Origin of the sequence: Rhodococcus opacus B4 (assembly GCF_000010805.1) — a bacterium.
GTDB lineage: Bacteria > Actinomycetota > Actinomycetes > Mycobacteriales > Mycobacteriaceae > Rhodococcus_F > Rhodococcus_F opacus_C.
Genome location: NC_012522.1, coordinates 839,267 through 861,070, shown reverse-complemented (window position 1 = coordinate 861,070; position 21,804 = coordinate 839,267). Strand labels below are relative to the sequence as shown.

General features: G+C 69.6%; 18 protein-coding genes. All 18 read left to right on the top strand.

Features of this window, described 5'->3' with window-relative positions; translation table 11 throughout:
• Positions 1–166: 166 nt before the first annotated feature.
• The 18 genes from ROP_RS03975 (at position 167) to ROP_RS03890 (ending at position 21,788) form a co-directional block, all read left to right on the top strand.
• Positions 167–1,780, top strand: a complete 1,614-nt coding sequence (locus tag ROP_RS03975; protein ID WP_043824193.1) for a UDP-N-acetylmuramoyl-L-alanyl-D-glutamate--2,6-diaminopimelate ligase — start codon at positions 167–169, stop codon at positions 1,778–1,780.
• Positions 1,777–3,291 (top strand): UDP-N-acetylmuramoyl-tripeptide--D-alanyl-D-alanine ligase, encoded by a 1,515-nt coding sequence (locus ROP_RS03970; protein WP_012688062.1) that lies wholly within the window; start codon positions 1,777–1,779, stop codon positions 3,289–3,291. Before ROP_RS03975 ends, ROP_RS03970 begins: the two co-directional genes overlap by 4 nt.
• Positions 3,288–4,367: a phospho-N-acetylmuramoyl-pentapeptide-transferase gene (mraY, locus tag ROP_RS03965; RefSeq protein WP_012688061.1), complete on the top strand. Its 1,080-nt coding sequence runs from the start codon at positions 3,288–3,290 to the stop codon at positions 4,365–4,367. The genes ROP_RS03970 and mraY overlap by 4 nt, the downstream gene beginning before the upstream one ends.
• A 4-nt stretch (positions 4,368–4,371) precedes the next feature.
• Entirely contained in the window at positions 4,372–5,871 is a 1,500-nt protein-coding gene (murD, locus tag ROP_RS03960; RefSeq protein WP_012688060.1) for a UDP-N-acetylmuramoyl-L-alanine--D-glutamate ligase, read from the top strand.
• The gene (ftsW, locus tag ROP_RS03955) at positions 5,868–7,403 is read left to right on the top strand and encodes a putative lipid II flippase FtsW (protein ID WP_012688059.1); all 1,536 of its coding nucleotides are present in this window, start codon (positions 5,868–5,870) and stop codon (positions 7,401–7,403) included. Before murD ends, ftsW begins: the two co-directional genes overlap by 4 nt.
• A complete protein-coding gene (gene murG / locus ROP_RS03950) occupies positions 7,400–8,548 on the top strand; it encodes an undecaprenyldiphospho-muramoylpentapeptide beta-N-acetylglucosaminyltransferase (RefSeq protein ID WP_012688058.1) in 1,149 nt (382 codons plus the stop codon). Before ftsW ends, murG begins: the two co-directional genes overlap by 4 nt.
• Positions 8,545–10,056, top strand: coding sequence for a UDP-N-acetylmuramate--L-alanine ligase (gene murC, locus ROP_RS03945; protein WP_012688057.1), 1,512 nt, complete (start codon positions 8,545–8,547; stop codon positions 10,054–10,056). Before murG ends, murC begins: the two co-directional genes overlap by 4 nt.
• Complete coding sequence (locus tag ROP_RS03940) at positions 10,053–10,937, top strand: cell division protein FtsQ/DivIB (protein WP_012688056.1); 885 nt, start codon at positions 10,053–10,055, stop codon at positions 10,935–10,937. The genes murC and ROP_RS03940 overlap by 4 nt, the downstream gene beginning before the upstream one ends.
• A gap of 217 nt (positions 10,938–11,154) precedes the next feature.
• A complete protein-coding gene (gene ftsZ, locus ROP_RS03935) occupies positions 11,155–12,354 on the top strand; it encodes a cell division protein FtsZ (RefSeq protein ID WP_012688055.1) in 1,200 nt (399 codons plus the stop codon).
• Complete coding sequence (gene pgeF, locus ROP_RS03930; protein WP_012688054.1) at positions 12,351–13,094, top strand: peptidoglycan editing factor PgeF; 744 nt, start codon at positions 12,351–12,353, stop codon at positions 13,092–13,094. The genes ftsZ and pgeF overlap by 4 nt, the downstream gene beginning before the upstream one ends.
• 70 nt (positions 13,095–13,164) lie before the next feature.
• Positions 13,165–13,890, top strand: a complete 726-nt coding sequence (locus ROP_RS03925; RefSeq protein WP_043826236.1) for a YggS family pyridoxal phosphate-dependent enzyme — start codon at positions 13,165–13,167, stop codon at positions 13,888–13,890.
• A gap of 83 nt (positions 13,891–13,973) precedes the next feature.
• Positions 13,974–14,651 (top strand): cell division protein SepF, encoded by a 678-nt coding sequence (locus tag ROP_RS03920; RefSeq protein WP_012688052.1) that lies wholly within the window; start codon positions 13,974–13,976, stop codon positions 14,649–14,651.
• 133 nt (positions 14,652–14,784) lie between these two features.
• Positions 14,785–15,087: a YggT family protein gene (locus ROP_RS03915; RefSeq protein ID WP_012688051.1), complete on the top strand. Its 303-nt coding sequence runs from the start codon at positions 14,785–14,787 to the stop codon at positions 15,085–15,087.
• Between the two features lie 102 nt (positions 15,088–15,189).
• Positions 15,190–16,041, top strand: coding sequence for a DivIVA-like cell division protein Wag31 (locus tag ROP_RS03910; protein WP_012688050.1), 852 nt, complete (start codon positions 15,190–15,192; stop codon positions 16,039–16,041).
• 49 nt (positions 16,042–16,090) lie between these two features.
• The gene (locus ROP_RS03905; protein WP_043824189.1) at positions 16,091–16,342 is read left to right on the top strand and encodes a hypothetical protein; all 252 of its coding nucleotides are present in this window, start codon (positions 16,091–16,093) and stop codon (positions 16,340–16,342) included.
• 279 nt (positions 16,343–16,621) lie between these two features.
• Entirely contained in the window at positions 16,622–19,756 is a 3,135-nt protein-coding gene (gene ileS, locus ROP_RS03900) for an isoleucine--tRNA ligase (RefSeq protein ID WP_043824187.1), read from the top strand.
• Positions 19,757–19,802: 46 nt separating this feature from the next.
• Positions 19,803–21,137, top strand: a complete 1,335-nt coding sequence (locus tag ROP_RS03895; protein ID WP_043824185.1) for a DNA polymerase IV — start codon at positions 19,803–19,805, stop codon at positions 21,135–21,137.
• 150 nt (positions 21,138–21,287) lie between these two features.
• Positions 21,288–21,788 (top strand): hypothetical protein, encoded by a 501-nt coding sequence (locus ROP_RS03890; protein WP_012688046.1) that lies wholly within the window; start codon positions 21,288–21,290, stop codon positions 21,786–21,788.
• Positions 21,789–21,804 lie beyond the last annotated feature (16 nt).

Here is a 21,804-nt window from a genome sequence, read left to right as displayed (position 1 = left end):
AGGTCGGCCGAATCGGGTTCCGGGAGCGCTCGCGGTAATCTGACACGTCGGCCGTTCAGTGGACACGCGCATTTGCCGTGGATGCAGGGAACTGCCGAGGTAGCACGCTGTATCGATCCGTGCACTACGCCGTTGTCAGTGAGAGTCGACATCCGAGAGGAGCCCGGTGCCTGTTCCGTCCCGCCCGCAGTCGGCGTCAGTGGAGGTGAAGGTCACAGACGGTCTTCGCCCCGCCCAGCCGGTCCGTACCACGGTGAGCGCTCTGGCGGCGCTCGCCGGAGCGAGGGTCGAGGCACCCAGCGGAACCGCCGAGCACGTCATCGTCACCGGAGTGGATCTGCGCGCCCAAGGGATCGTCGAGGGTGATCTGTTCGCGGCCCTTCCCGGGGCGCGCGCGCACGGCGCGGAGTTCGCCGCCGACGCTCTCGACCGCGGAGCGACCGCGATCCTCACCGACGAGGCCGGCCTCGCACTGGTATCCGCGCTGGGCACCGACGCACCGGTGCTCGTCCACGACGACCCGCGCGGCGTGCTCGGTGAGCTGTCGGCCACCATCTACGGTCGGCCCTCGGAGAAGATGCAGGTCATCGGTATCACGGGAACGTCGGGCAAGACCACCACCTCGTATCTCGTCGAAGGCGCCCTCAACGCGGCCGGCCGGACGACCGGTCTCGTGGGCACCATCGAGACCCGGATGAGTGGCCGCCGGGTGCCGAGCGCCCTGACCACCCCCGAGGCGCCGCAACTCCACGCGCTGTTCGCCGTGATGCTCGAGCAGGGGATCGACACCGTCGTCATGGAGGTGTCCAGCCACGCGCTGTCCCTCGGCCGGGTCGACGGAGTCCGCTTCGACGTCGGCGCGTTCACGAACCTGTCCCAGGACCACCTGGACTTCCACCGCGACTTCGAGGACTACTTCGCCGCCAAGGCGCGGCTCTTCGCGGCCGAGTCGTCCGTGCACGCGCAGCACGCCGTCATCTGCGTCGACGACGTGTGGGGCCGGCGGATGGCCGAGGTCGCGCGAGGCGCGCATTCGATCGTGACGACGGTCGCGACCACACCGGAGACCGGCGGCGCGGTGTGGACGGCGGGCCCGGCGACGGTGTCGGCATCCGGCTCGCAGAAGTTCGCGCTCACCACCGCCGAAGGAACGACCCTCGACGTGGAACTCCGGCTGCCGGGGCAGTACAACGTCGCGAACGCGTCGCTCGCCGTCGCGCTGTGCGCCGTGCTGGGCGTCGATCCGCGCGACGCCGTCGCGGGCATCGCCGGCGTCGACGTGCCGGGCCGGGTGCAGCGGATCGACCGCGGGCAGGACTTCCTCGCCGTCGTCGACTACGCGCACAAGCCCGCGGCGGTCGAGGCCGTGATCGCGACATTGCGCGAGCAGGCACGCGGACGCGTCGCCGTCGTCGTGGGAGCCGGGGGCGATCGTGACGCGGGTAAGCGGCCCCTGATGGGCGCCGCGGCCGCACGGGGAGCCGACCTGCTCATCATCACGGACGACAACCCGCGTACCGAGGATCCGGCGACGATCAGGGCCGCGATCCGCGAGGGCGCCCTCGGGGTGCCCGAATCCGAGCGGGGACAGGTGTGGGAAGTAGCGGACCGAGCGAAGGCGATCGCCGACGCCGTCGGCTGGGCGCAGGCAGGCGACGTGGTTCTGGTCGCAGGCAAGGGACACGAGATCGGTCAGGAGATACACGGGGTGAAGTACCCATTTGACGACCGCGCCGTACTGGGCGACGCGATCGAGCGACAGGTCGGAGGAACGCGATGATCCCGATGACACTCGCTCGGATCGCCGAGATCGTGGGCGGCGAACTGCACGACGTCGCCGACCCGTCGGCCGAGGTGACGGGAACGGTCGAGTTCGACTCGCGCAAGGTCACCGCGGGCGGACTGTTCCTCGCGCTGCCCGGCGCCCGCGTCGACGGTCACGATCACGCGGCCTCGGCGGTCGAAGCCGGCGCGGTCGCTGTCCTGGCCGCGCGCCCGGTCGGGGTTCCCGCCGTCGTCGTCTCCCCGGCCCCGGGCACTGGCCCGAGCAAGGCGATGGCGCTCGAACACGACACCGACGGATCGGGCGCCGCCGTGCTCGCGGCCCTCGCGAAGCTCGCGCGCGCCTCCGTCGACGACCTCACCGCGAAGGGGCTCACGGTCGTGGGCGTCACCGGCTCGGCAGGCAAGACGTCGACGAAGGATCTGCTCGCCGCCGTCCTGCGGCCTCTCGGTCCCGTCGTCGCTCCGCCCGGATCGTTCAACAACGAACTCGGCCACCCGTGGACCGCGCTGCGCGCGGACGCGGGCACGGGATTCCTGGTCCTGGAGATGTCGGCCCGCGACCGCGGCCACATCGCCTCCCTCGCCGCGATCGCGCCCCCGAAGATCGGCGTGGTCCTCAACGTGGGAACGGCGCACCTCGGCGAGTTCGGTTCGCGGGACGCGATCGCCGCCGCCAAGGGTGAACTCCCGGAGTCGCTGCCGTCGGCGGACGACGGCGGTGTCGCGATCCTCAACGCGGACGATCCGCTGGTGGTGGCGATGGCCCCTCGGACGTCGGCGCGGGTGGTGCTCGTCGGCCGGTCGGAGTCCGCGCACGTGCGGGCCACCGACATCGTGCTCGACGAGAGGGCAAGGGCGCGTTTCACTCTCACGACCGCGGCGGGCAGCGTCCCCGTCGAACTCGCCGTGCACGGTGAGCACCAGGTCGGCAACGCACTCGCCGCAGCCGCGGTGGCGCTCGAATGCGGTGCGGACCTCGACCAGATCGCGCGAGCGCTCTCCGCCGCCGCCGCCGTCTCGGGGCGCCGGATGGATGTGCGCGACCGGCCGGACGGTGTGACCGTCGTCAACGATTCGTACAACGCGAACCCCGACTCGATGCGGGCTGCCCTCAAAGCGTTGGTCTCGATGGCCCGGTCGGGCCGGGAAGCGGCGCGCCGGAGCTGGGCGGTGCTCGGAGAAATGGCCGAGCTGGGTCCAGAATCAGTGGTCGAACACGACGCCATCGGCAGATTCGCGGTCCGGCTGGATGTCAGCAGGCTGATCATCGTCGGAACCGGCAGGCCCGCCCGCGCCATGCACCAGGGTGCGGTCATGGAGGGGTCGTGGGGTGAGGAGTCGATCCTCGTCCCCGACATCGCCGGTGCGGTCGCACTGCTCGAGAAGGAACTGGCGCCGGGAGATCTGGTGCTCGTCAAGGCGTCGCAGTCCATCGGATTGTGGGAGGTCGCGGACACGGTGTTGGCGGGAAGCACGGGACAGCAGGGTTCGGAGGCCACGCGGTGAGACAGATCCTCTTCGCGGCGGGCATCGCGCTCGCCGTCTCGATTCTGCTGACCCCCGTTCTCATCAAGGCCTTCTCCCGCCAGGGGTTCGGCCAGGAGATCCGCGTCGAAGGTCCGGCGAGTCACCAGTCGAAGCGCGGCACCCCCACGATGGGCGGCGTCGCCATCCTCGCCGGACTGTGGGCCGGCTACTGGGGTTCGCACCTGATCGGCATCGGGTACGACGCGGACGGGCCGTCGGCGTCCGGACTTCTCGTGCTCGGTCTCACGACGGCGCTGGGCGGTGTCGGGTTCCTCGACGACTTCATCAAGATCCGCAAGCAGCGCAACCTCGGACTGAACAAGACGGCGAAACTCGTCGGGCAGCTCATCGCGGCGGTGGCGTTCGGCATTCTCGCGTTGCAGTTCCGGGGCGCGAACGACCTCACCCCCGGGAGCGAGCACCTGTCCTATGTGCGGGACATCGCGACGGTCACGATGGGCTCCGTCGTGTTCGTCGCCTTCTGTTACCTGCTGGTGAGCGCGTGGTCGAACGCGGTCAACCTCACCGACGGTCTCGACGGCCTCGCCGCCGGTTCCATGAGCCTGGTGCTCGGCGCGTACGTGATCATCACGTTCTGGCAGTACCGCAACGCGTGTGAGACGAGCCCCGGCAAGGGCTGCTACGACGTCCGCGATCCGCTCGACCTGGCCCTGATCTGCGCGGCCGGCGCCGGTGCGTGCATCGGATTCCTGTGGTGGAACGCGGCGCCCGCCAAGATCTTCATGGGCGACACCGGTTCGCTGGCACTCGGCGGCATGCTCGCCGGACTGTCGATCACGACGCGCACCGAACTGCTGATGGTCGTGATCGGCGCGCTGTTCGTCGCCGAGGCCGCGTCGGTGGTGATCCAGGTCGCGGTGTTCCGGTCGAGCCGGAGACGCGTGTTCCGGATGGCCCCGTTCCACCACCACTTCGAACTCGCCGGGTGGGCGGAAACGACGGTGATCATCCGCTTCTGGTTGCTGGCCGCCATCGCCTCCGCGATCGGGCTCGCGCTGTTCTACAGCGAGTACCTGGCAGCGATCGGGGGCTGACGCCATGACAGAGGAACACGGCGGGCTCGACTGGTTGCGGGGCCGCAGTGTCCTCGTCGCCGGTGCGGGTGTCTCCGGCCGCGCCACCATCGAGCCTCTCCGCGACCTCGGGGCCCACGTCACCGTCACCGACTCGAACGTCGACGCCCTCGCCGAGTGCGCGCGGCGGGGGGCGGCGACGGTCCCGATCGACGATCTGCTCGCCGAACGGGAGAAGGTCGCCGAGTTCGCGCTGGTCGTGACGAGCCCCGGGTTCCGCCCGGACGCGCCGCTGCTCTCGGCCGCCGCCGGGGACGGGGTCCCGATCTGGGGCGACATCGAGTTCTCCTGGCACGTGGACCGGGCCGGGCTCTACGGTCCGCCGCGGCGGTGGCTGGTGGTCACCGGCACCAACGGCAAGACGACGACCACCTCGATGCTGCAGTCCATTCTCGAGGCGGCCGGGCTGCCGAGCCTGGCCTGCGGCAACATCGGACTTCCGGTGCTCGACGCACTGCGGCCGACCGGACCGCGGGCTGAGGTGCTGGCCGTCGAACTGTCGTCGTTCCAGCTGCACTGGGCGCCGTCGGTCCGGCCGACCGCGGGTGCGATCCTCAACATCGCCGAGGATCACCTGGACTGGCACGGCGGCATGCAGCCGTACATCGACGCGAAGGCCCGCGCCCTGACCGGGGAGGTCGCGGTGCTCGGCCTCGACGACGAGGTCGCGTCGTCTCTCTTCTCCTCGTCTCTCGCAGTGCGCACTCTGGGGTTCCGGCTGGGTGTGCCTGCGGCGGGCGAACTGGGCGTCGAGGACGGGTACCTCGTCGACCGCGCGTTCGCGGACGGCGAGCGGCTGGCCCCGGCCGACGGGATCACCCCACCCGGGCCCGCCGGACTGATGGATGCGCTGGCAGCGGCGGCTCTCGCCCGGGCGATCGGCGTTCCACCGGATGCGGTCGCCGCGGGCCTGGCCGCCCACGTGGTGGGCCCGCACCGAGCGGCGCGCGTCGCCGAGGTCGGGGGAGTGACGTTCGTCGACGACTCCAAGGCGACCAACCCGCACGCCGCCCGCCCGTCGATCCTCGCCCACGACCGGGTGGTGTGGATCGCCGGTGGTCTACTCAAGGGTGCGCGGGTCGACGACCTGGTCCGGGAGGTGGCCGGCCGCCTCGCGGGCGCCGTCCTGCTGGGCCGCGATGCGAGGCAGATCGCAGAGTCGCTTGCGCGACACGCCCCCGAGGTTCCCGTGGTCACCGTCGAAACGGGAGACGATGCAGGGGTGAGTGCAGTCCCGCAGACCGCGACGCACCGGGTGGTGCTGGCGGCGGACACCGACAGCGACGCCGTGATGGGTGTCGTCGTGCGCGAGGCTGCTGCGCTGGCATCGGCAGGCGATGCCGTCGTCCTGGCGCCCGCGGCGGCGTCGCTCGACATGTTCGACAGTTACGGTCACCGGGGGCGCAGCTTCGCGGTCGCCGTCGGCAGGCTCGACGAGTCGGACATCTCCAGGACCCTGCGATGACCTCCGCCGGAGCCCGCACCCGCCGCGTCCCCGAAGGACAGCGGTCCCCGGCCCGCACCGCCGCCGCACCCGGGGTCGCCAAGCGTGCCCCGTCGAGTCCGCGCACACGGACCGCCCCGCCCCGCAGCCCGCGCACCCGGATCGGGGCGTGGCTCTCTCGGCCGCTGGCGTCGTTCCACCTTGTGGTCACCATCGCGTTTCTGCTGACGGTCCTCGGTCTGGTGATGGTGTTGTCGTCCTCGAGCGTCGAGGCCTACGCCTCCGACGGTTCGGCGTACACCCTCTTCACCCGGCAGACACTGTTCGCTGCTCTCGGGCTCTGCCTGTTCTACGCCGCGCTGCAGATCCCGGTCCGGGTGATGCGCGCCCTGTCCTTTCCGGCGTTCGCGATCACGATCATCCTGCTGGTCCTGGTCCTCATCCCCGGCATCGGCACCGTATCCCAGGGCACCCGTGGCTGGTTCGTCGTCGCGGGATTCTCATTGCAGCCCGCCGAGCTCACCAAGATCGCGCTGGCGGTATGGGGCGCGCACATCCTGGCGTCGCGCCGCAGCGACATCTCCAGCGTCCGGGACATGCTGGTTCCGCTGGTTCCGGCCGCTCTCGTCGCGTTCGTCCTGATCATCCTGCAGCCCGACCTCGGTACGACGGTCTCGCTGGCCATCATCCTGATGGCGCTGCTGTGGTTCGCGGGACTGCCGCTGAAGCTGTTCGTCGCCATCGTCGGCACCGGCGTCGCCGGAATCGTGATCCTCGCGCTCACCGCCGGCTACCGGTCCGCTCGCGTCCGCGAGTTCCTCAACCCCGGTTCCGACCCGCAGGGCATCGGATACCAGTCGCGGCAGGCGATGTATTCGCTCGCGGACGGCGGGATCCTCGGACGGGGGCTGGGGCAGAGCCGCGCGAAGTGGAGCTACCTGCCGAACGCGCACAACGACTTCATCTTCGCGATCATCGGCGAGGAACTCGGATACCTCGGCGGCGCCGCCGTCCTCGGCCTGTTCGGGCTGTTCGTGTACACGGGCCTGCGCATCGCGGCCCGATCCGCCGACCCGTTCCTCCGGTTGCTCACCGGAACGGCAACGGTGTGGATCACCGGTCAGGCGTTCATCAACGTGGGCTACGTGATCGGGCTGCTCCCCGTCACCGGCCTGCAGTTGCCGCTGGTGTCGGCGGGCGGAACGTCGACGGCCACCACACTGTTCATGTTCGGTCTCGTCGCCAACGCGGCCCGGCACGAACCGGAGGCGGTCGCGGCGCTGCACTCGGGGCAGGACGGCCCGTTCGGTCGTCTGCTGCGGCTCCGCAAACCGGAGGCGTATTCACCGGTGCGGGCGGACGCGGCGCGCGCGGAGGCGGTGCGCCGGGCCGAGGCGCGTCGCCGGGCCGGTCGCGAGATGGCCCCGCGGACCCGCAGCATCACATACGAGAAGGGCCGCCCCGAACGCGGCACGGGCCGCACCCCCGAACGCGGTGCACGTCAACAGCGAAGCTCGGGTGGCCGAGCAGGAGAGCGAGGATTTCGTAGGTGAACGGCGACAAGTCCACCCTGTCGGTGATCGTGGCCGGCGGTGGTACCGCCGGGCACATCGAACCGGCCCTGGCCGTGGCCGACGCGATCAAGGCGATCGACGACACCGCGGTGGTGACCGCTCTCGGCACGGCCCGTGGCCTCGAGACCACCCTGGTTCCCGAGCGGGGCTATCCGCTCGAACTCGTTCCGCCGGTGCCGCTGCCCCGTAAACCCACCCTCGACCTGCTGCGGCTGCCCGGGCGCGTGCGCGCGTCGGTGCGCCGCACCCGCGAGGTGCTCGACGCGACCGGCGCCGACGTCGTCGTCGGTTTCGGCGGGTATGTCGCGCTGCCTGCGTACCTCGCGGCAGGCCCCGGCCTGCTCCGCCGCAGGCGCCGCATTCCGATCGTCGTGCACGAGGCGAACGCCAGCGCCGGGATCGCGAACAAGATCGGCGCCCGCCGCGCCGCCCGCGTCCTGGCGGCCGTCGCCGGTTCGGGCGTCTCGGCGCGGGGGCGGTCGGACGCCGAAATCCTCGGTATCCCGGTGCGGGCGTCGATCACCGGTCTCGACCGGTCGGCGCTGCGGGCGGAGGCGCGTGCGCACTTCGGCCTCCCCGCCGACGGCCCGGTGCTGCTGGTGTTCGGCGGCTCCCAGGGCGCGAGGTCGCTGAACGAGGCCGTGTCGGGTGCGGCCGAGTCGCTCGCGGCGGCCGGGGTGGCCGTCCTGCACGCGCACGGACCGAAGAACACCCTCGACGTTCCCGCGGCCCCGGGCGGCCCGCCGTACGTCGCCGTTCCCTACCTGTCGCGGATGGACCTCGCCTATTCGGCGGCGGACGCCGTGATCTGCCGGTCGGGCGCGATGACGGTGGCCGAGGTGTCGGCGGTCGGCCTTCCCGCGGTGTACGTGCCGCTGCCACACGGCAACGGCGAGCAGGAACTGAACGCGCGGCCTGTCGTCGCCGCCGGAGGTGGAATGATTGTGGCCGACGGAGACCTGTCCGCCGGATTCGTCGCGGAGACCGTGATCCCTCTGCTGCGCGACCCCGCGCAGCTCGAGGACATGGGGCGACGCGCGGCCGGCGCGGGTCACCGCAGCGCAGCCGCCGAGGTTGCGCGCATCGTGATCGACGTGGCCGCGCAGACGAGGGGAACCCGATGACCGACCTGCCCGCGCAGTTGGAACGTGTCCACATGGTCGGGATCGGCGGCGCCGGAATGTCCGGAATCGCGAGGATCCTGCTGGCCAGGGGTGGCCAGGTGTCCGGTTCGGACGCCAAGGAGAGTCGCGGCGTCCTCGCGTTGCGCGCCCGCGGCGCCCAGGTCCGCATCGGCCACGACGCCGGCGCACTCGATCTGCTGCCCGGCGGCCCGACCGTCGTGGTCACCACCCACGCGGCCATCCCCAAGGACAACCCGGAACTCGTGGAGGCGGCCCGGCGCGGGATTCCCGTGATCCTGCGGCCCGCAGTGCTGGCCTCGCTGATGCAGGGGCACCGCACCCTGCTGGTGTCGGGCACTCACGGCAAGACGTCGACGACGTCGATGCTGGTGGTGGCGCTGCAGCATTGCGGGTTCGATCCGTCGTTCGCGGTCGGCGGCGAACTCAACGAGGCCGGGACCAACGCCCACCACGGCAGTGGCGACGTGTTCGTCGCCGAGGCCGACGAGAGCGACGGTTCGCTGCTCCAGTACGACCCGAACGTCGTCGTCGTCACCAACGTCGAGGCCGATCACCTCGACTACTTCGGCAGCCCCGAGGCGTACATCCAGGTATTCGACGATTTCGCGGCCCGGCTGTCGCACGGCGGGCTGCTCGTCGCCTGTCTCGACGATCCGGGGTCGGCGGCGCTCGCGCAGCGGGTGGCGGCCCGGGGACTGCCGGGGGTGCGGGTGCTCGGCTACGGCAGCGCCGAGGACGCGGACGGGGCCTTCGCTCCGATCGACGGCGTCGAGGTCGGCGCGCGCCTGCTGAGTTTCGAGGCCCGGGACGTCGGCGGGGTACTGCAGTTCCAGCTGGCCGGGGAGCAGGCGCCGAGGACGATCCGGATGAACGTGCCCGGCAGGCACATGGCGCTCAATGCGCTGGCCGCGCTCCTCGCCGCCCGGGAGGCAGGTGCCGACGTGGACGAGATCCTCGAGGGCATCGCCGGTTTCGGGGGAGTGCACCGGCGGTTCCAGTTCACCGGCCGCGAGCACGGGGTCCGCGTGTTCGACGACTACGCGCACCACCCGACCGAGGTGCGGGCCGTGCTCGGCGCCGCCGCGGATCTGGTGAGCCAGCCCCACGAGGCCGACCGCCGCGAATCCGAGGAGCCGGTGCGCAGCGGCAAGGTGATCGTGGTCTTCCAGCCGCACCTGTATTCCCGCACAGCAACATTCGCCGAGGAATTCGGGCACGCACTCGACCTCGCCGACGAGGTCATGGTCCTCGATGTGTACGGCGCTCGGGAAGAACCGCTCCCGGGCGTCAGCGGCGCCCTGGTCGCGCTGTCGGTGTCCAAGCCGGTGCACTACCAGCCGGACCTGTCGCAGGCGCCGCGTCAGGTCGCTGCCCTCGCGTCCCCTGGTGACGTAGTGATCACCATGGGCGCCGGCGACGTGACGATGCTCGGGAACCAGATCCTCGACGCTCTGCGTGCGGCTCCGCACCACCACCCGTCGCGATGACGCGGGAGCGCCGGGGCCGGTCCGAGCGGCCGGACCGCCCTGTCCGCCGCGACGCCCAGCGCAGTCCGCGACCGGGTGCGTCCGCCGCACGCGCGACGGCGGGCGACCGCACGTCCTCGCGTCGGCGAAGCTCCACCGCCACCGACCCCGGCACACGGCACACCCGCGAAACAGCCTCGGCGGCACGGAGGTCCGCGGCGGCGGAGGTGCAACGTCGCTCGTGGTACCGGCGTCCGGCGGTGATGGGCGTCGTCGGCGTCGTCGTGGTCGTGGCGCTCGGTCTCGTTGCGTGGTTCACCCCGCTGCTGTCGGTGCGTCAGACGGACGTCGCGGGGGCGACGTCGATTTCCGAGGAGCAGATTCGCCAGGTGCTGGCCGTGCCGCAGGGGCAGCCGCTGCTCCGCGTCGACACCGAGGGCGCGGCGCTGCGCGTCGCCGCGATCCCGAAGGTGGCGTCCGCCCGCGTGCAACGGGTGTACCCGTCCACCATCCGCGTCACGGTAACCGAGCGGGTGCCCGTCGTGTTCGTCGACAGCCCCGGTGGCACCCACCTCCTCGACGCGGAGGCGGTGGATTACGAGATCGCCCCGCCGCCGCCCGGGGTGCCGCGACTGGTGACGGAGAAGCCGGGGTGGGGCGACCCGTCCACCGAGGCGGCGATCGAGGTGCTGGAATCGATGCCGCCCCAGCTGCGCGGACAGGTGGGACAGGTTGCCGCGAAGTCGATTTCGGATATCGCGGTGACGCTGCTCGACGGACGGATCGTCGTGTGGGGCGGCACGGAGAAGTCCGAGCGCAAGGCCGCGGTCACCCTGCCGCTGCTCACCCAGCCGGGGCAGACGTACGACGTGTCGAGTCCCGACCTGCCGACGGTGCGGTGAGGGGTCGTGACCCGGATGCGAAAGAGTTGCGGGCGAGTTCGTCAAATAACTCGGCGCGTCTCGGCGCGCCTAATGGCGTATCCGTATGCCGGTGCATAGCGTTTCGCTCTAGTCGAGCAGCACTTGACATAACCGTAACCCTATGGTTGAGGTTGAGGGTTCAGGCTGGGCTGATCTGTACGAAAGCGTGATACACACTCATGGAAGGCGAGAGCCGATGACGCCCCCGCACAACTACCTCGCCGTAATAAAGGTCGTCGGCATCGGCGGCGGCGGCGTGAACGCAGTCAACCGGATGATCGAGCAGGGACTCAAGGGAGTCGAGTTCATTGCCGTCAACACCGACGCGCAAGCGCTGCTGATGAGTGACGCCGACGTCAAGCTCGACGTCGGCCGGGAACTCACCCGCGGGCTCGGCGCCGGCGCGGATCCCGAAGTCGGCCGCAAGGCCGCAGAAGACCACAAGGACGAGATCGAGGAAGTCCTCAAGGGCGCCGACATGGTGTTCGTGACCGCAGGCGAGGGCGGCGGCACCGGCACCGGCGGCGCACCGGTCGTCGCGAGTATCGCGCGCAAGCTCGGCGCCCTCACCGTCGGCGTCGTCACGCGGCCCTTCTCCTTCGAGGGCAAGCGCCGCGGCGGCCAGGCCGACACCGGCATCCAGTCGCTGCGCGAATCGTGCGACACCCTCATCGTGATCCCCAACGACCGCCTCCTGCAGCTCGGCGACGCCGCGGTCAGCCTCATGGACGCGTTCCGCAGCGCCGACGAGGTCCTGCTCAACGGTGTTCAGGGCATCACCGACCTCATCACCACCCCCGGACTGATCAACGTCGACTTCGCCGACGTCAAGGGCGTCATGTCCGGCGCGGGTAGCGCCCTGATGGGCATCGGATCCTCCCGTGGCGAGGGCCGGGCCATCAAGGCCGCGGAATCGGCGATCAACTCCCCGCTGCTCGAGGCGTCGATGGAGGGTGCGCGCGGCGTGCTGCTCTCGATCGCCGGTGGCAGCGACCTCGGTCTGTTCGAGATCAACGAGGCTGCGTCGCTGGTGCAGGAAGCCGCCCACATCGACGCCAACATCATCTTCGGCACCGTCATCGACGATTCGCTCGGCGACGAGGTGCGGGTCACCGTCATCGCCGCCGGGTTCGACGGCGGGACCCCCACCCGCAGGCCGGTCGAGTCGGGTGCCGCCGGTCGCAGCGCCATCGGCGCCGGACGGGCGGGCGAGGTCGGGCAGTCGGCCGAGCAGCAGAACAGCGAGCCGATGTCGGTGACCCGCGAGACGATCAGCTCGCACCAGAGCCCGAGCAGTCTGCCGCCGCTTCCCGGAAACGGTCAGTCCCGTGCGGTACCGGTGTCCGACGAGGAGGGTGAAGACGAAGTCGACGTGCCCTCCTTCATGCGTCGTTGAGTTCGCCGCCCGCCCCCGAGTTCAGGGTTCGCCGGGTTGTGACTACCCGTGCCGGCGGACGCTCCGTCGCACCGTACGACACGTTCAACCTGGGTGATCACGTCGGCGACGATCCGGCCGCGGTGGAGGCGAACCGGCGCCGGCTCGCGGGGGAGATCGGGGTGCCGTTCGACCACCTGGTGTGGATGGAGCAGATCCACAGTCGCAACGTGACCGTCGTCGACGGGCCCACCGATACGCCGGTTCCCGCGACGGACGCTCTCGTGACGACTGTTCGGGGACTCGCGCTCGCGACCCTCAGCGCCGACTGCGTCCCGGTGCTGCTGTCCGACGACGAGGCCGGGGTGATCGCCGCCGTCCACGCCGGGCGGATCGGCGCCCGCATCGGCATCGTTCCGCGGGTGCTCGACGTCATGGTCGAGCAGGGAGCGCGGATCGACCGGATCGGCGCGTTCCTGGGTCCGGCGGCGAGCGGCAGGCAGTACGAGGTGCCCGCGGCGATGCAGGCGGACGTGGAGAAGTTCCTTCCCGGCAGCGCCGTCCGCACCGTCAAGGGGACCCCGGGTCTGGACCTGCGGGCGGGTCTGCGCAAGCAACTGCTCGACGCGGGTGTCGCCGGAGTGGCGGAGGATCCGCGCTGCACCATCGAGGACCAGACACTCTTCAGTCATCGCCGCCAGGCCCCGACCGGTCGGCTCGCGGCGGTGATCTGGATGGATACTGGGCAGGACAGCGTATGACGACTGCCGGCGAGCCGGCGAGGTGACTGCCGTGGGCGGCGGTGAGGGATTCGGTGTGGGAGTGGAAACGATGAGCAGGACCGGGGACATCGAGGCCGCACTCGGAGCCGTGCGCGCACGGCTCGACGCGGCGTGCCTGCAGGCCGGTCGCGACCCCGCGGAGGTGTCGCTCCTGCCCGTCACGAAATTCTTCCCCGAATCGGACGCGCGGATCCTGTACGACCTCGGCTGCCGTGAATTCGGGGAGTCGCGAGAGCAGGAGGCCACGGCCAAGATCGCGGAGTTCCGCACCGCGGTGACGGACCCGTCGGTGCGGTGGCACATGATCGGGCACCTCCAGCGCAACAAGGCGAAGGCCGTCGCGCACTGGGCGTATGCCATCCACTCGGTGGACAGCGAACGACTCGTCGGCGCCCTCGGCCGCGCGGCGGCCGCGGCCCTGGAGGCGGGGGAGCGGCCCGCGCCGCTGCGGGTGCTGCTGCAGGTCAGCCTGGACGGCGACCCGCAGCGCGGCGGCGCCGCGATCGCCGACCTCGATCGCCTTGCCGCGCAGGTGCAGTCGTCGCCGGGGCTCGAGTACCGCGGACTGATGGCGGTTCCGCCGATCGACGCCGACCCGGACGCGGCGTTCGAGGAACTGCACAAGATACACGCGCGGCTACGGCGCGACCATCCGGATGCGACGGAACTCTCGGCGGGGATGACGAATGATCTCGAGCACGCCGTCCGACACGGGTCCACCTGCGTGCGTGTCGGAACCGCGCTGTTGGGTGCGAGGCCTATAACCTCGAAATAGATCGCCCAGGTGATCGCCAACCCGTCCACCGCTGCGACCGGTCGCAGTTGGATCCTGTCCGCCGCGCCAAGGAAGGTCGATCAATGAGCAGTCTGCACAAGTTCAAGGCTTACTTCGGCATGGTTCCCCTCGACGACTACGAGGACGAGTACCTGGACGAGCCGGAACCCACGCGCAGGCCCGCTCGACCGGCGCGCGACAGTGGACGCGATCCCTACCACGACCGCGACGACCGTGACTTCGCCGAACCGGCCTTCAGCAAGGCCGCCTACGCACCCGGTCGGCGGGACGACCTCGACGACGACTTCGACCGGTACGAGAGCCCGCGGCACTCGTCCCGGGTCGAACCCGTGGCCGTCCGGTCGGCCCGTCCCAGCGCGAGCGGCGCTGTGCGCGGCAGCACTCGTGGCGCGCTCGCCGTCGACACGCGATCGGACCGGGTCGAGAGCCGTCGCGGTCCCCTCTTCGACGAAGGTGGCCCCCTGTCCAAGATCACCACGCTCCGCCCCCGCGACTACGGGGAGGCCCGCACCATCGGCGAGCGGTTCCGGGACGGCACCCCCGTCATCATGGACCTGGTCGAGATGAGCAACGCCGACGCCAAGCGCCTCGTGGATTTCGCCGCCGGGCTGGCGTTCGCACTGCGCGGCTCGTTCGACAAGGTGGCCACGAAGGTGTTCTTGCTCTCACCCGCCGACATCGACGTGTCCGCCGAGGAGCGTCGCCGCATCGCCGAAACGGGCTTCTACAGCCAGAAGTAAGCCGGGGAGCGGGGGAAACGACCATCGGGATCCGAACGTCCGACACGACGCGAGCCGCGACGGCTGTGGCGCAGAACGCCCTGGCCACGCGGCTCGTTTTGATCGGCCGGGCATTCTCAGGCAAAGTGAAGGTGTGGCCTTGTTCTCGGTGATCTACTTGATACTGTTTGTCTTTTGGCTGCTACTCATCGGCAGAATCATTGTCGAGTTCGTACGGACCTTCGCACGAGACTGGCGGCCAACCGGCGTCGTGGTCGTCATTCTCGAAGCGATTTTTACGGTCACCGATCCACCGGTCAAACTGCTTCGGCGGTTGATCCCCCCGATCAATCTCGGTGGGGTGCGGTTGGATCTATCCATCATGGTCTTGCTGTTCATCGTCTTCATCCTGATGTCGATCGTTCAGGGACAAGCGCGTGCCACGGGAGTGGTGTGACAGAATGGACCCCATTGATCCAGTCTTGTTTCACCGTTACGTAGACTGCGCTGTAACTGAATGCTTGCTAGACCGCCAAATGACGCGTGAAGGGATCCTTCCATGCCGCTGACTCCCGCTGATGTGCACAATGTCGCGTTCAGCAAGCCACCGATCGGTAAGCGGGGCTACAACGAAGACGAAGTCGATGCGTTTCTCGACCTCGTCGAGCAAGAGTTGTCGCGCCTGATCGAGGAGAACGCCGACCTTCGGCAGCGAGTTGGAGAGCTCGACAAGGAACTCGCCGATGCGAAGAAGGCTCCCCGCTCCACGTCCGCAGCACCCACTCCGGCCCCCAAGGCGGAACCCGCTCGCGTCGCCGAGCAGCCCAAGGCTCCGGTTCCCGCGCCCGCTCCGGCCCCCGCCGCCGCGGCTGCCGCGGCCCCCGCTCAGGGCGCCGACGCTCACATGCAGGCCGCCAAGGTCCTGGGTCTCGCCCAGGAGATGGCAGACCGTCTCACGAGCGACGCGAAGACCGAGTCCGAGCAGCTGCTCGGCAATGCGCGCACCAACTCGGAGCAGCTGGTCAGTGACGCGCGGACCCGTTCCGAGACGATGATCTCGGACGCCCGCCAGAAGTCGGAAGCACTGATCACCGACGCTCAGACCCGTTCCGAGACCCAGCTGCGCCAGGCCAAGGAGAAGGCTGACGCGCTGCAGGCGGACGCGGAGAAGAAGCACACCGAGATCATGGCGACGATCAACCAGCAGCGTTCGGTGCTGGAAGGCCGGATCGAGCAGCTGAAGACGTTCGAGCGCGAATACCGTGTGCGCCTGAAGTCGTACCTGGAGTCGCAGCTCGAGGAACTGGAGCAGCGGGGATCCGCGGTTCCGGTGGACGGCGGTCAGGATTCGTTCGCACAGGGTGGATCGCAGTCCAATTACAGCCAGTCCTACGCCAAGGGCAATAGCTGACTGAGCGCGCGGTAGTTGCCCAGCCAGCGGCCCGGATAGAGGTTGAGCCGTGCTGGTCGTGACACTCGCTCTTGCAGCGGTGGGGTTCGCTCTCCTGGTGGTGGCTCTCATGACCGGTTCGGTCGTGTGGGCCTGGGGATGCATCGTGGTATGCGTCGCCGGGGCGGTCCTGCTGCTCGTCAGCGCCCTCGCGGGCAAGAAGGCCGCGGTCGTGCCGGGGCAACCCGCGAGCGGCGTCCCCGGTGAACGCGGTCCCGCAGCGGATCCGGACACGACATCCGGATCCGACGAGACCGACTGAGCCGCCCGGCGGTGCCGACTGAGCCGCCTCGCGGCGGTGGCGGCTAGACTGCATTCAGCGAATAATTCAGTACAGTTTGCGGCGACGATCCGGCCATCACCGGGGAGCCTTCGGAAGAACGGCCGGCACGCCGGCTCAGTAGAACCGAACGGGTGGGCCCGTCACAGCCCGGCACCGAGAGGCGCCCTCCGGGGTGCAAGCGGGGTGGTACCGCGGTGGTGACGCAGGAGGCGTCGCCGTCGTCCCCGTGCCGAGTACGTCAGGCACGAGGAGATCGCGGTGACCGACACCAGCAACGTGACCAGCAGCAACGAGTCGTACCCCAAGGTCGACTACGGCGTCGCCCAGGACGCCGGCGTCCGGTTCCCCCAGATCGAGCAGCGGGTGCTGGCCGGCTGGGACGAGGACGACACCTTCCGCGCCTCGGTCGCCCAGCGTGGCGACGCCCCCGAGTTCGTGTTCTACGACGGTCCGCCGTTCGCGAACGGTCTCCCGCACTACGGCCACCTCCTCACCGGGTACGTCAAGGACCTGGTCCCGCGGTTCCAGACCATGCGGGGCAAGAAGGTCGAGCGCCGATTCGGCTGGGACTGTCACGGGCTGCCCGCCGAACTCGAGGCGGAGAAGCAACTCGGCATCAAGGACAAGTCCGAGATCGACGTCATGGGTCTCGAGAAGTTCAACGAGTACTGCAAGTCGTCGGTGCTGCGCTACACGGACGAGTGGCGCGACTACGTGACCCGTCAGGCCCGGTGGGTCGACTTCGACAACGACTACAAGACCCTGGACCTCGACTTCATGGAGTCGGTCATGTGGGCGTTCAAGGAACTGTTCGACAAGGGCCTGATCTACCAGGGCTTCCGGGTGCTGCCGTACAGCTGGTACGAGCAGACGCCGCTGTCGAACCAGGAGACGCGGCTCGACGACGCGTACAAGATGCGCCAGGATCCCGCCGTCACGGTCGACATGGTGCTGCACGGTGAGGGCCCGCTCGACGGCGCCAACGCGATCATCTGGACCACCACGCCGTGGACGCTGCCGTCCAACCTCGCCGTCGCGGTGCACCCCGACATCGATTACGTGCAGGTCGCGGGTGGCGACGGGAAGCGGTACGTGCTCGCGAAGGACCGGCTGGGTCATTATGCCCGCGAACTGGGCGAGGCGCCCGAGGTGCTGTCCGAGCACAAGGGTTCCGAGCTCGTCGGGCTCAGCTACGACCCGCCGTTCGACTTCTTCGCCGGCCACGACAACGCGCACCGCGTGCTGTCCGCCGACTACGTGACCACCGAGTCCGGTACCGGAATCGTGCACATGGCACCGGCTTTCGGTGAGGAGGACTACGACTACTGCGTCCGCAACGGGATCGAACTGGTGCAGCCGCTCGACCCGGGCGGCAAGTTCACGGCGATGGTGCCGCCGTACGAGGGTCTCCTGGTGTTCGACGCGAACCCGGTGATCATCAAGGACCTCAAGGCTGCTGGTAAGTTGCTGCGGCACGAGACGATCGAGCACTCGTACCCGCACAGCTGGCGCAGCGGGCAGCCGCTGATCTACATGGCGGTCCCGTCGTGGTTCGTCGCGGTGACCAAGTTCCGCGACCGCATGGTGGAGCTGAACCAGGACATCACGTGGGTGCCGGAGCACATCCGCGACGGGCAGTTCGGCAAGTGGCTCGAGGGTGCCCGCGACTGGAACATCAGCCGTAACCGGTACTGGGGCAGCCCGATCCCGGTGTGGGTGTCCGACGACCCGGCGTACCCGCGCACGGACGTGTACGGCTCCCTCGACGAACTCGAGCGTGACTTCGGCGTGCGGCCGACGGATCTGCACCGCCCGATGATCGACGACCTGGTGCGCCCCAACCCGGACGACCCGACCGGGAAGTCGATGATGCGGCGGGTGCCGGAGGTCCTGGACTGCTGGTTCGAGTCCGGGTCGATGCCGTACGCGCAGGTGCACTACCCGTTCGAGAACCGGGAGTGGTTCGACTCGCACTTCCCGGGCGATTTCATCGTCGAGTACAACGGGCAGACCCGCGGCTGGTTCTACACGCTGCACGTGCTGGCGACGGCGCTGTTCGATCGCCCCGCGTTCAAGACCGTTGCGGCGCACGGCATCGTCCTGGGCGAGGACGGCCTGAAGATGAGCAAGTCCAAGGGCAACTACCCGGACGTGAAGGAGGTGTTCGAGCGCGACGGCTCCGACGCCATGCGGTGGTTCCTCATGTCGTCGCCGATCCTGCGCGGCGGGAACCTGGTCGTCACCGAGCAGGGCATCCGCGAGGGTGTCCGGCAGGCGCTGCTGCCGCTGTGGAACGCGTGGAGCTTCCTGCAGTTGTACGCGCCGACTTCGGGTGTGTGGCGCACGGATTCGACGAACGTCCTGGACCGGTACATCCTCGCGAAGCTGGCAGGCACCCGGGACGTCATCACCGACGCGCTCGAGGCGAACGACATCGCCGGGGCGTGCGACGAACTGCGCACGTTCTGCGATGCGTTGACGAACTGGTATGTGCGGCGGTCGCGTTCGCGTTTCTGGGACGAGGACGCCGAGGCCGTCGACACCCTGCACACGGTGCTCGAGGTGGTCACCCGGCTCGCCGCTCCGCTGCTTCCGCTGATCAGTGAGGTGATCTGGCGGGGGCTGACCGGCGGACGGTCGGTCCACCTCGCGGACTGGCCTGCCCACGGTGATCTGCCTGCGGATCCGGAGCTGGTGTCGGCGATGGACGAGGTCCGATCGGTGTGCTCGACGGTGCTGGGCCTGCGCAAGGCACAGAACCTGCGGGTGCGGCTGCCCCTGCCCGAGGTGACCGTCGCGTCCGAGGACGCGGAGCGGCTGCGCCCGTACCTCGGTCTCATCGCCGACGAGGTCAACGTCAAGAAGGTCGACCTCACCACGGACGTGGACGTGCACGGACGGTTCGAACTCGTCGTCAACGCGCGCGCCGCCGGACCGCGGCTCGGTAAGGACGTGCAGACCGTCATCAAGGCCGTCAAGGCCGGGGACTGGTCGGAGAATGCGGACGGCGTCGTCGTCGCGGCGGGGATCGCGTTGCTGCCGGAGGAGTACACCCAGCGGCTGGTCGCCGCCGAACCGGAGTCGACGGCGGCCCTGCCCGACGGCGCCGGTCTGGTCGTCCTCGACTCGGCGGTCACCGAGGAACTGGAAGCCGAGGGCTGGGCGAAGGACCGGATCCGCGAGTTGCAGGACGCGCGCCGCGCGGCCGGGCTCGAGGTGTCCGATCGGATCACCGTCGTCCTCGACGTGCCCGCGGAACGGCGGGACTGGGCGCTCGCGCACCGGGAACTGATCGCGGGCGAGATCCTCGCCGTCGAGCTGGAACTGGCCGAGGCGCCGGGCGATGCCGTCGAACTCGGCGAGGGTGTGCGGGCGGCGATCTCGAAGGCGTGACCTGTCGGACCGGGCGGGTATTTTGCACCAGGTGAGTCGTCGGTGGGTGTTGCACCTCGACATGGACGCGTTCTTCGCGTCGGTCGAGCAGCTCACCCGGCCGACGCTCCGCGGCCGGCCGGTTCTCGTCGGTGGTCTCGGCGGCCGCGGCGTCGTCGCCGGGGCCAGCTACGAGGCTCGGGTGTTCGGCGCGCGGTCGGCCATGCCGATGCATCAGGCCCGGAGGCTGGTCGGTCCGGGCGCGGTGGTGCTGCCGCCGCGGGGCCGGCTGTACGGCATGTTGAGCAAGTCCGTGTTCGACGCGCTCCGCGGGCCGATGCCGGTGCTCGAGCAACTGTCGATGGACGAGGCGTTCGGTGAACCCACCGAGCTGGCCGGAGCGGATGCGGCGGCGGTGCAACGCTATTGCGAGGGACTGCGGGCCCTGGTCCTCGAGGAGACGGGGCTCGTCGCGTCCATCGGGGCCGGGTCGGGCAAACAGGTGGCCAAGATCGCGTCCGGCCTCGCCAAACCCGACGGGATCACGGTGATTTCGCCGGACGAGCAGCACGCGGTGCTGGACGAACTTCCGGTGCGGAAGCTGTGGGGCATCGGCCCGGTCGCGGAGGAGAAACTGAAGCGGCTCGGCATCGAGACCATCGGCGGTTTCGCGCGGACCCCGGAATCGGAGGTCGCGTCGATTCTGGGCACCACGATCGGACCGGGCCTGCACCGGTTGGCGCAGGGCGTCGACAACCGGCCCGTCGCCGAACGCGCCGAGTCCAAACAGGTCAGTGCGGAGACGACTTTCGCCACCGACATCGTCACGATGGCGGAGTTGCGGGGTGCCGTCGAGGCGAGCGCGGCGTCCGCGTTCGTGCGCCTGCAGAAGGACGGCCGGGCCGCGCGGACGGTGGTGCTGAAGCTGAAGAAGGCGGACATGAGCATCGTGACGCGCTCGGTCACACTGCCCTACGCAACACTCGACCGTCAGATTCTGGTCGCGGCCGCGCAGCGTCAGGTGATCGACCCGATCGAACTCGGCCCGGTGCGTCTGGTCGGGGTGGGGTTCGCGGGACTGTCGACGGTGCGCCAGGGCTCGCTGTTCCCCGAACTGGACCTGGACGTCCCGGGCTACCAGGAGTCGAAGATCACGGAGGCGGGTGGTGACGACGGCCTCGCCGTGCCCGTCCCCGCGCCCGCCCGGGCGATCGACACCCGGTGGCATCCCGGTCTGGACGTGACGCACCCGGACTTCGGGCACGGCTGGGTACAGGGTGCCGGGCACGGTGTCGTGACCGTCCGATTCGAAACGCGCACAACGGGTCCGGGAAAGGCCCGCACCTTCAAGGAGGACGACGGGCAACTCGACACCGCCGATGTGGAAGGCTCGCTCGCGTGACCGGACCCCTCGCCCGGACGAGGGAGTGGAGACCGGCTCCGCGAGAAGGTAGCCTCGGGCGCTGATGCCTACCCTTGGGTAATGTCGCCGGGGTAGCGAAAGTGCTCAGATCGTCAGAGAACGAACACCGAGAATGAAGAGGTTATTGAGTTGAAGCTTCGTAAGATCACGGTTGCCGGAGTAGCAATCGCCGCAGCCCTCACGATGTCCGCGTGTGGCTCCGACGAGGGCGACACGGCGGCCAAGACCACGACGACGACTTCCGCAGCAGCCGAGACCTCGGAAGCCATCGAGGTGCCCACCGCGGCCGATCTCAACGCCCTCCTGGTGCAGGGCCTCGATCCGGCCACCCCGCTCGAGGTCAAGTCCGCGATGGTCGAGGGCTCGGAGCAGGATCCGGAGCTCATCAACCAGGTCGCTGCCGCCGCCAAGGCCAACAACGCCGAGGTCACCGTTCTCGACCCAGTCATCGACAACGGTGACGGCACCGCCAGTGGCCAGCTGCAGCTGACCGTCAACGGCCAGGTCCAGCAGGGTGGCGTTCCGGCCATCTTCGTTCCCGGCGAGAACGGAACGTGGAAGCTGTCGAAGATCACCGCATGCCAGATCGTGTCGCTCGCGCAGCTGACCTCGCCTGCATGCCCTGCCTGATTCCAGGCCGAACAGT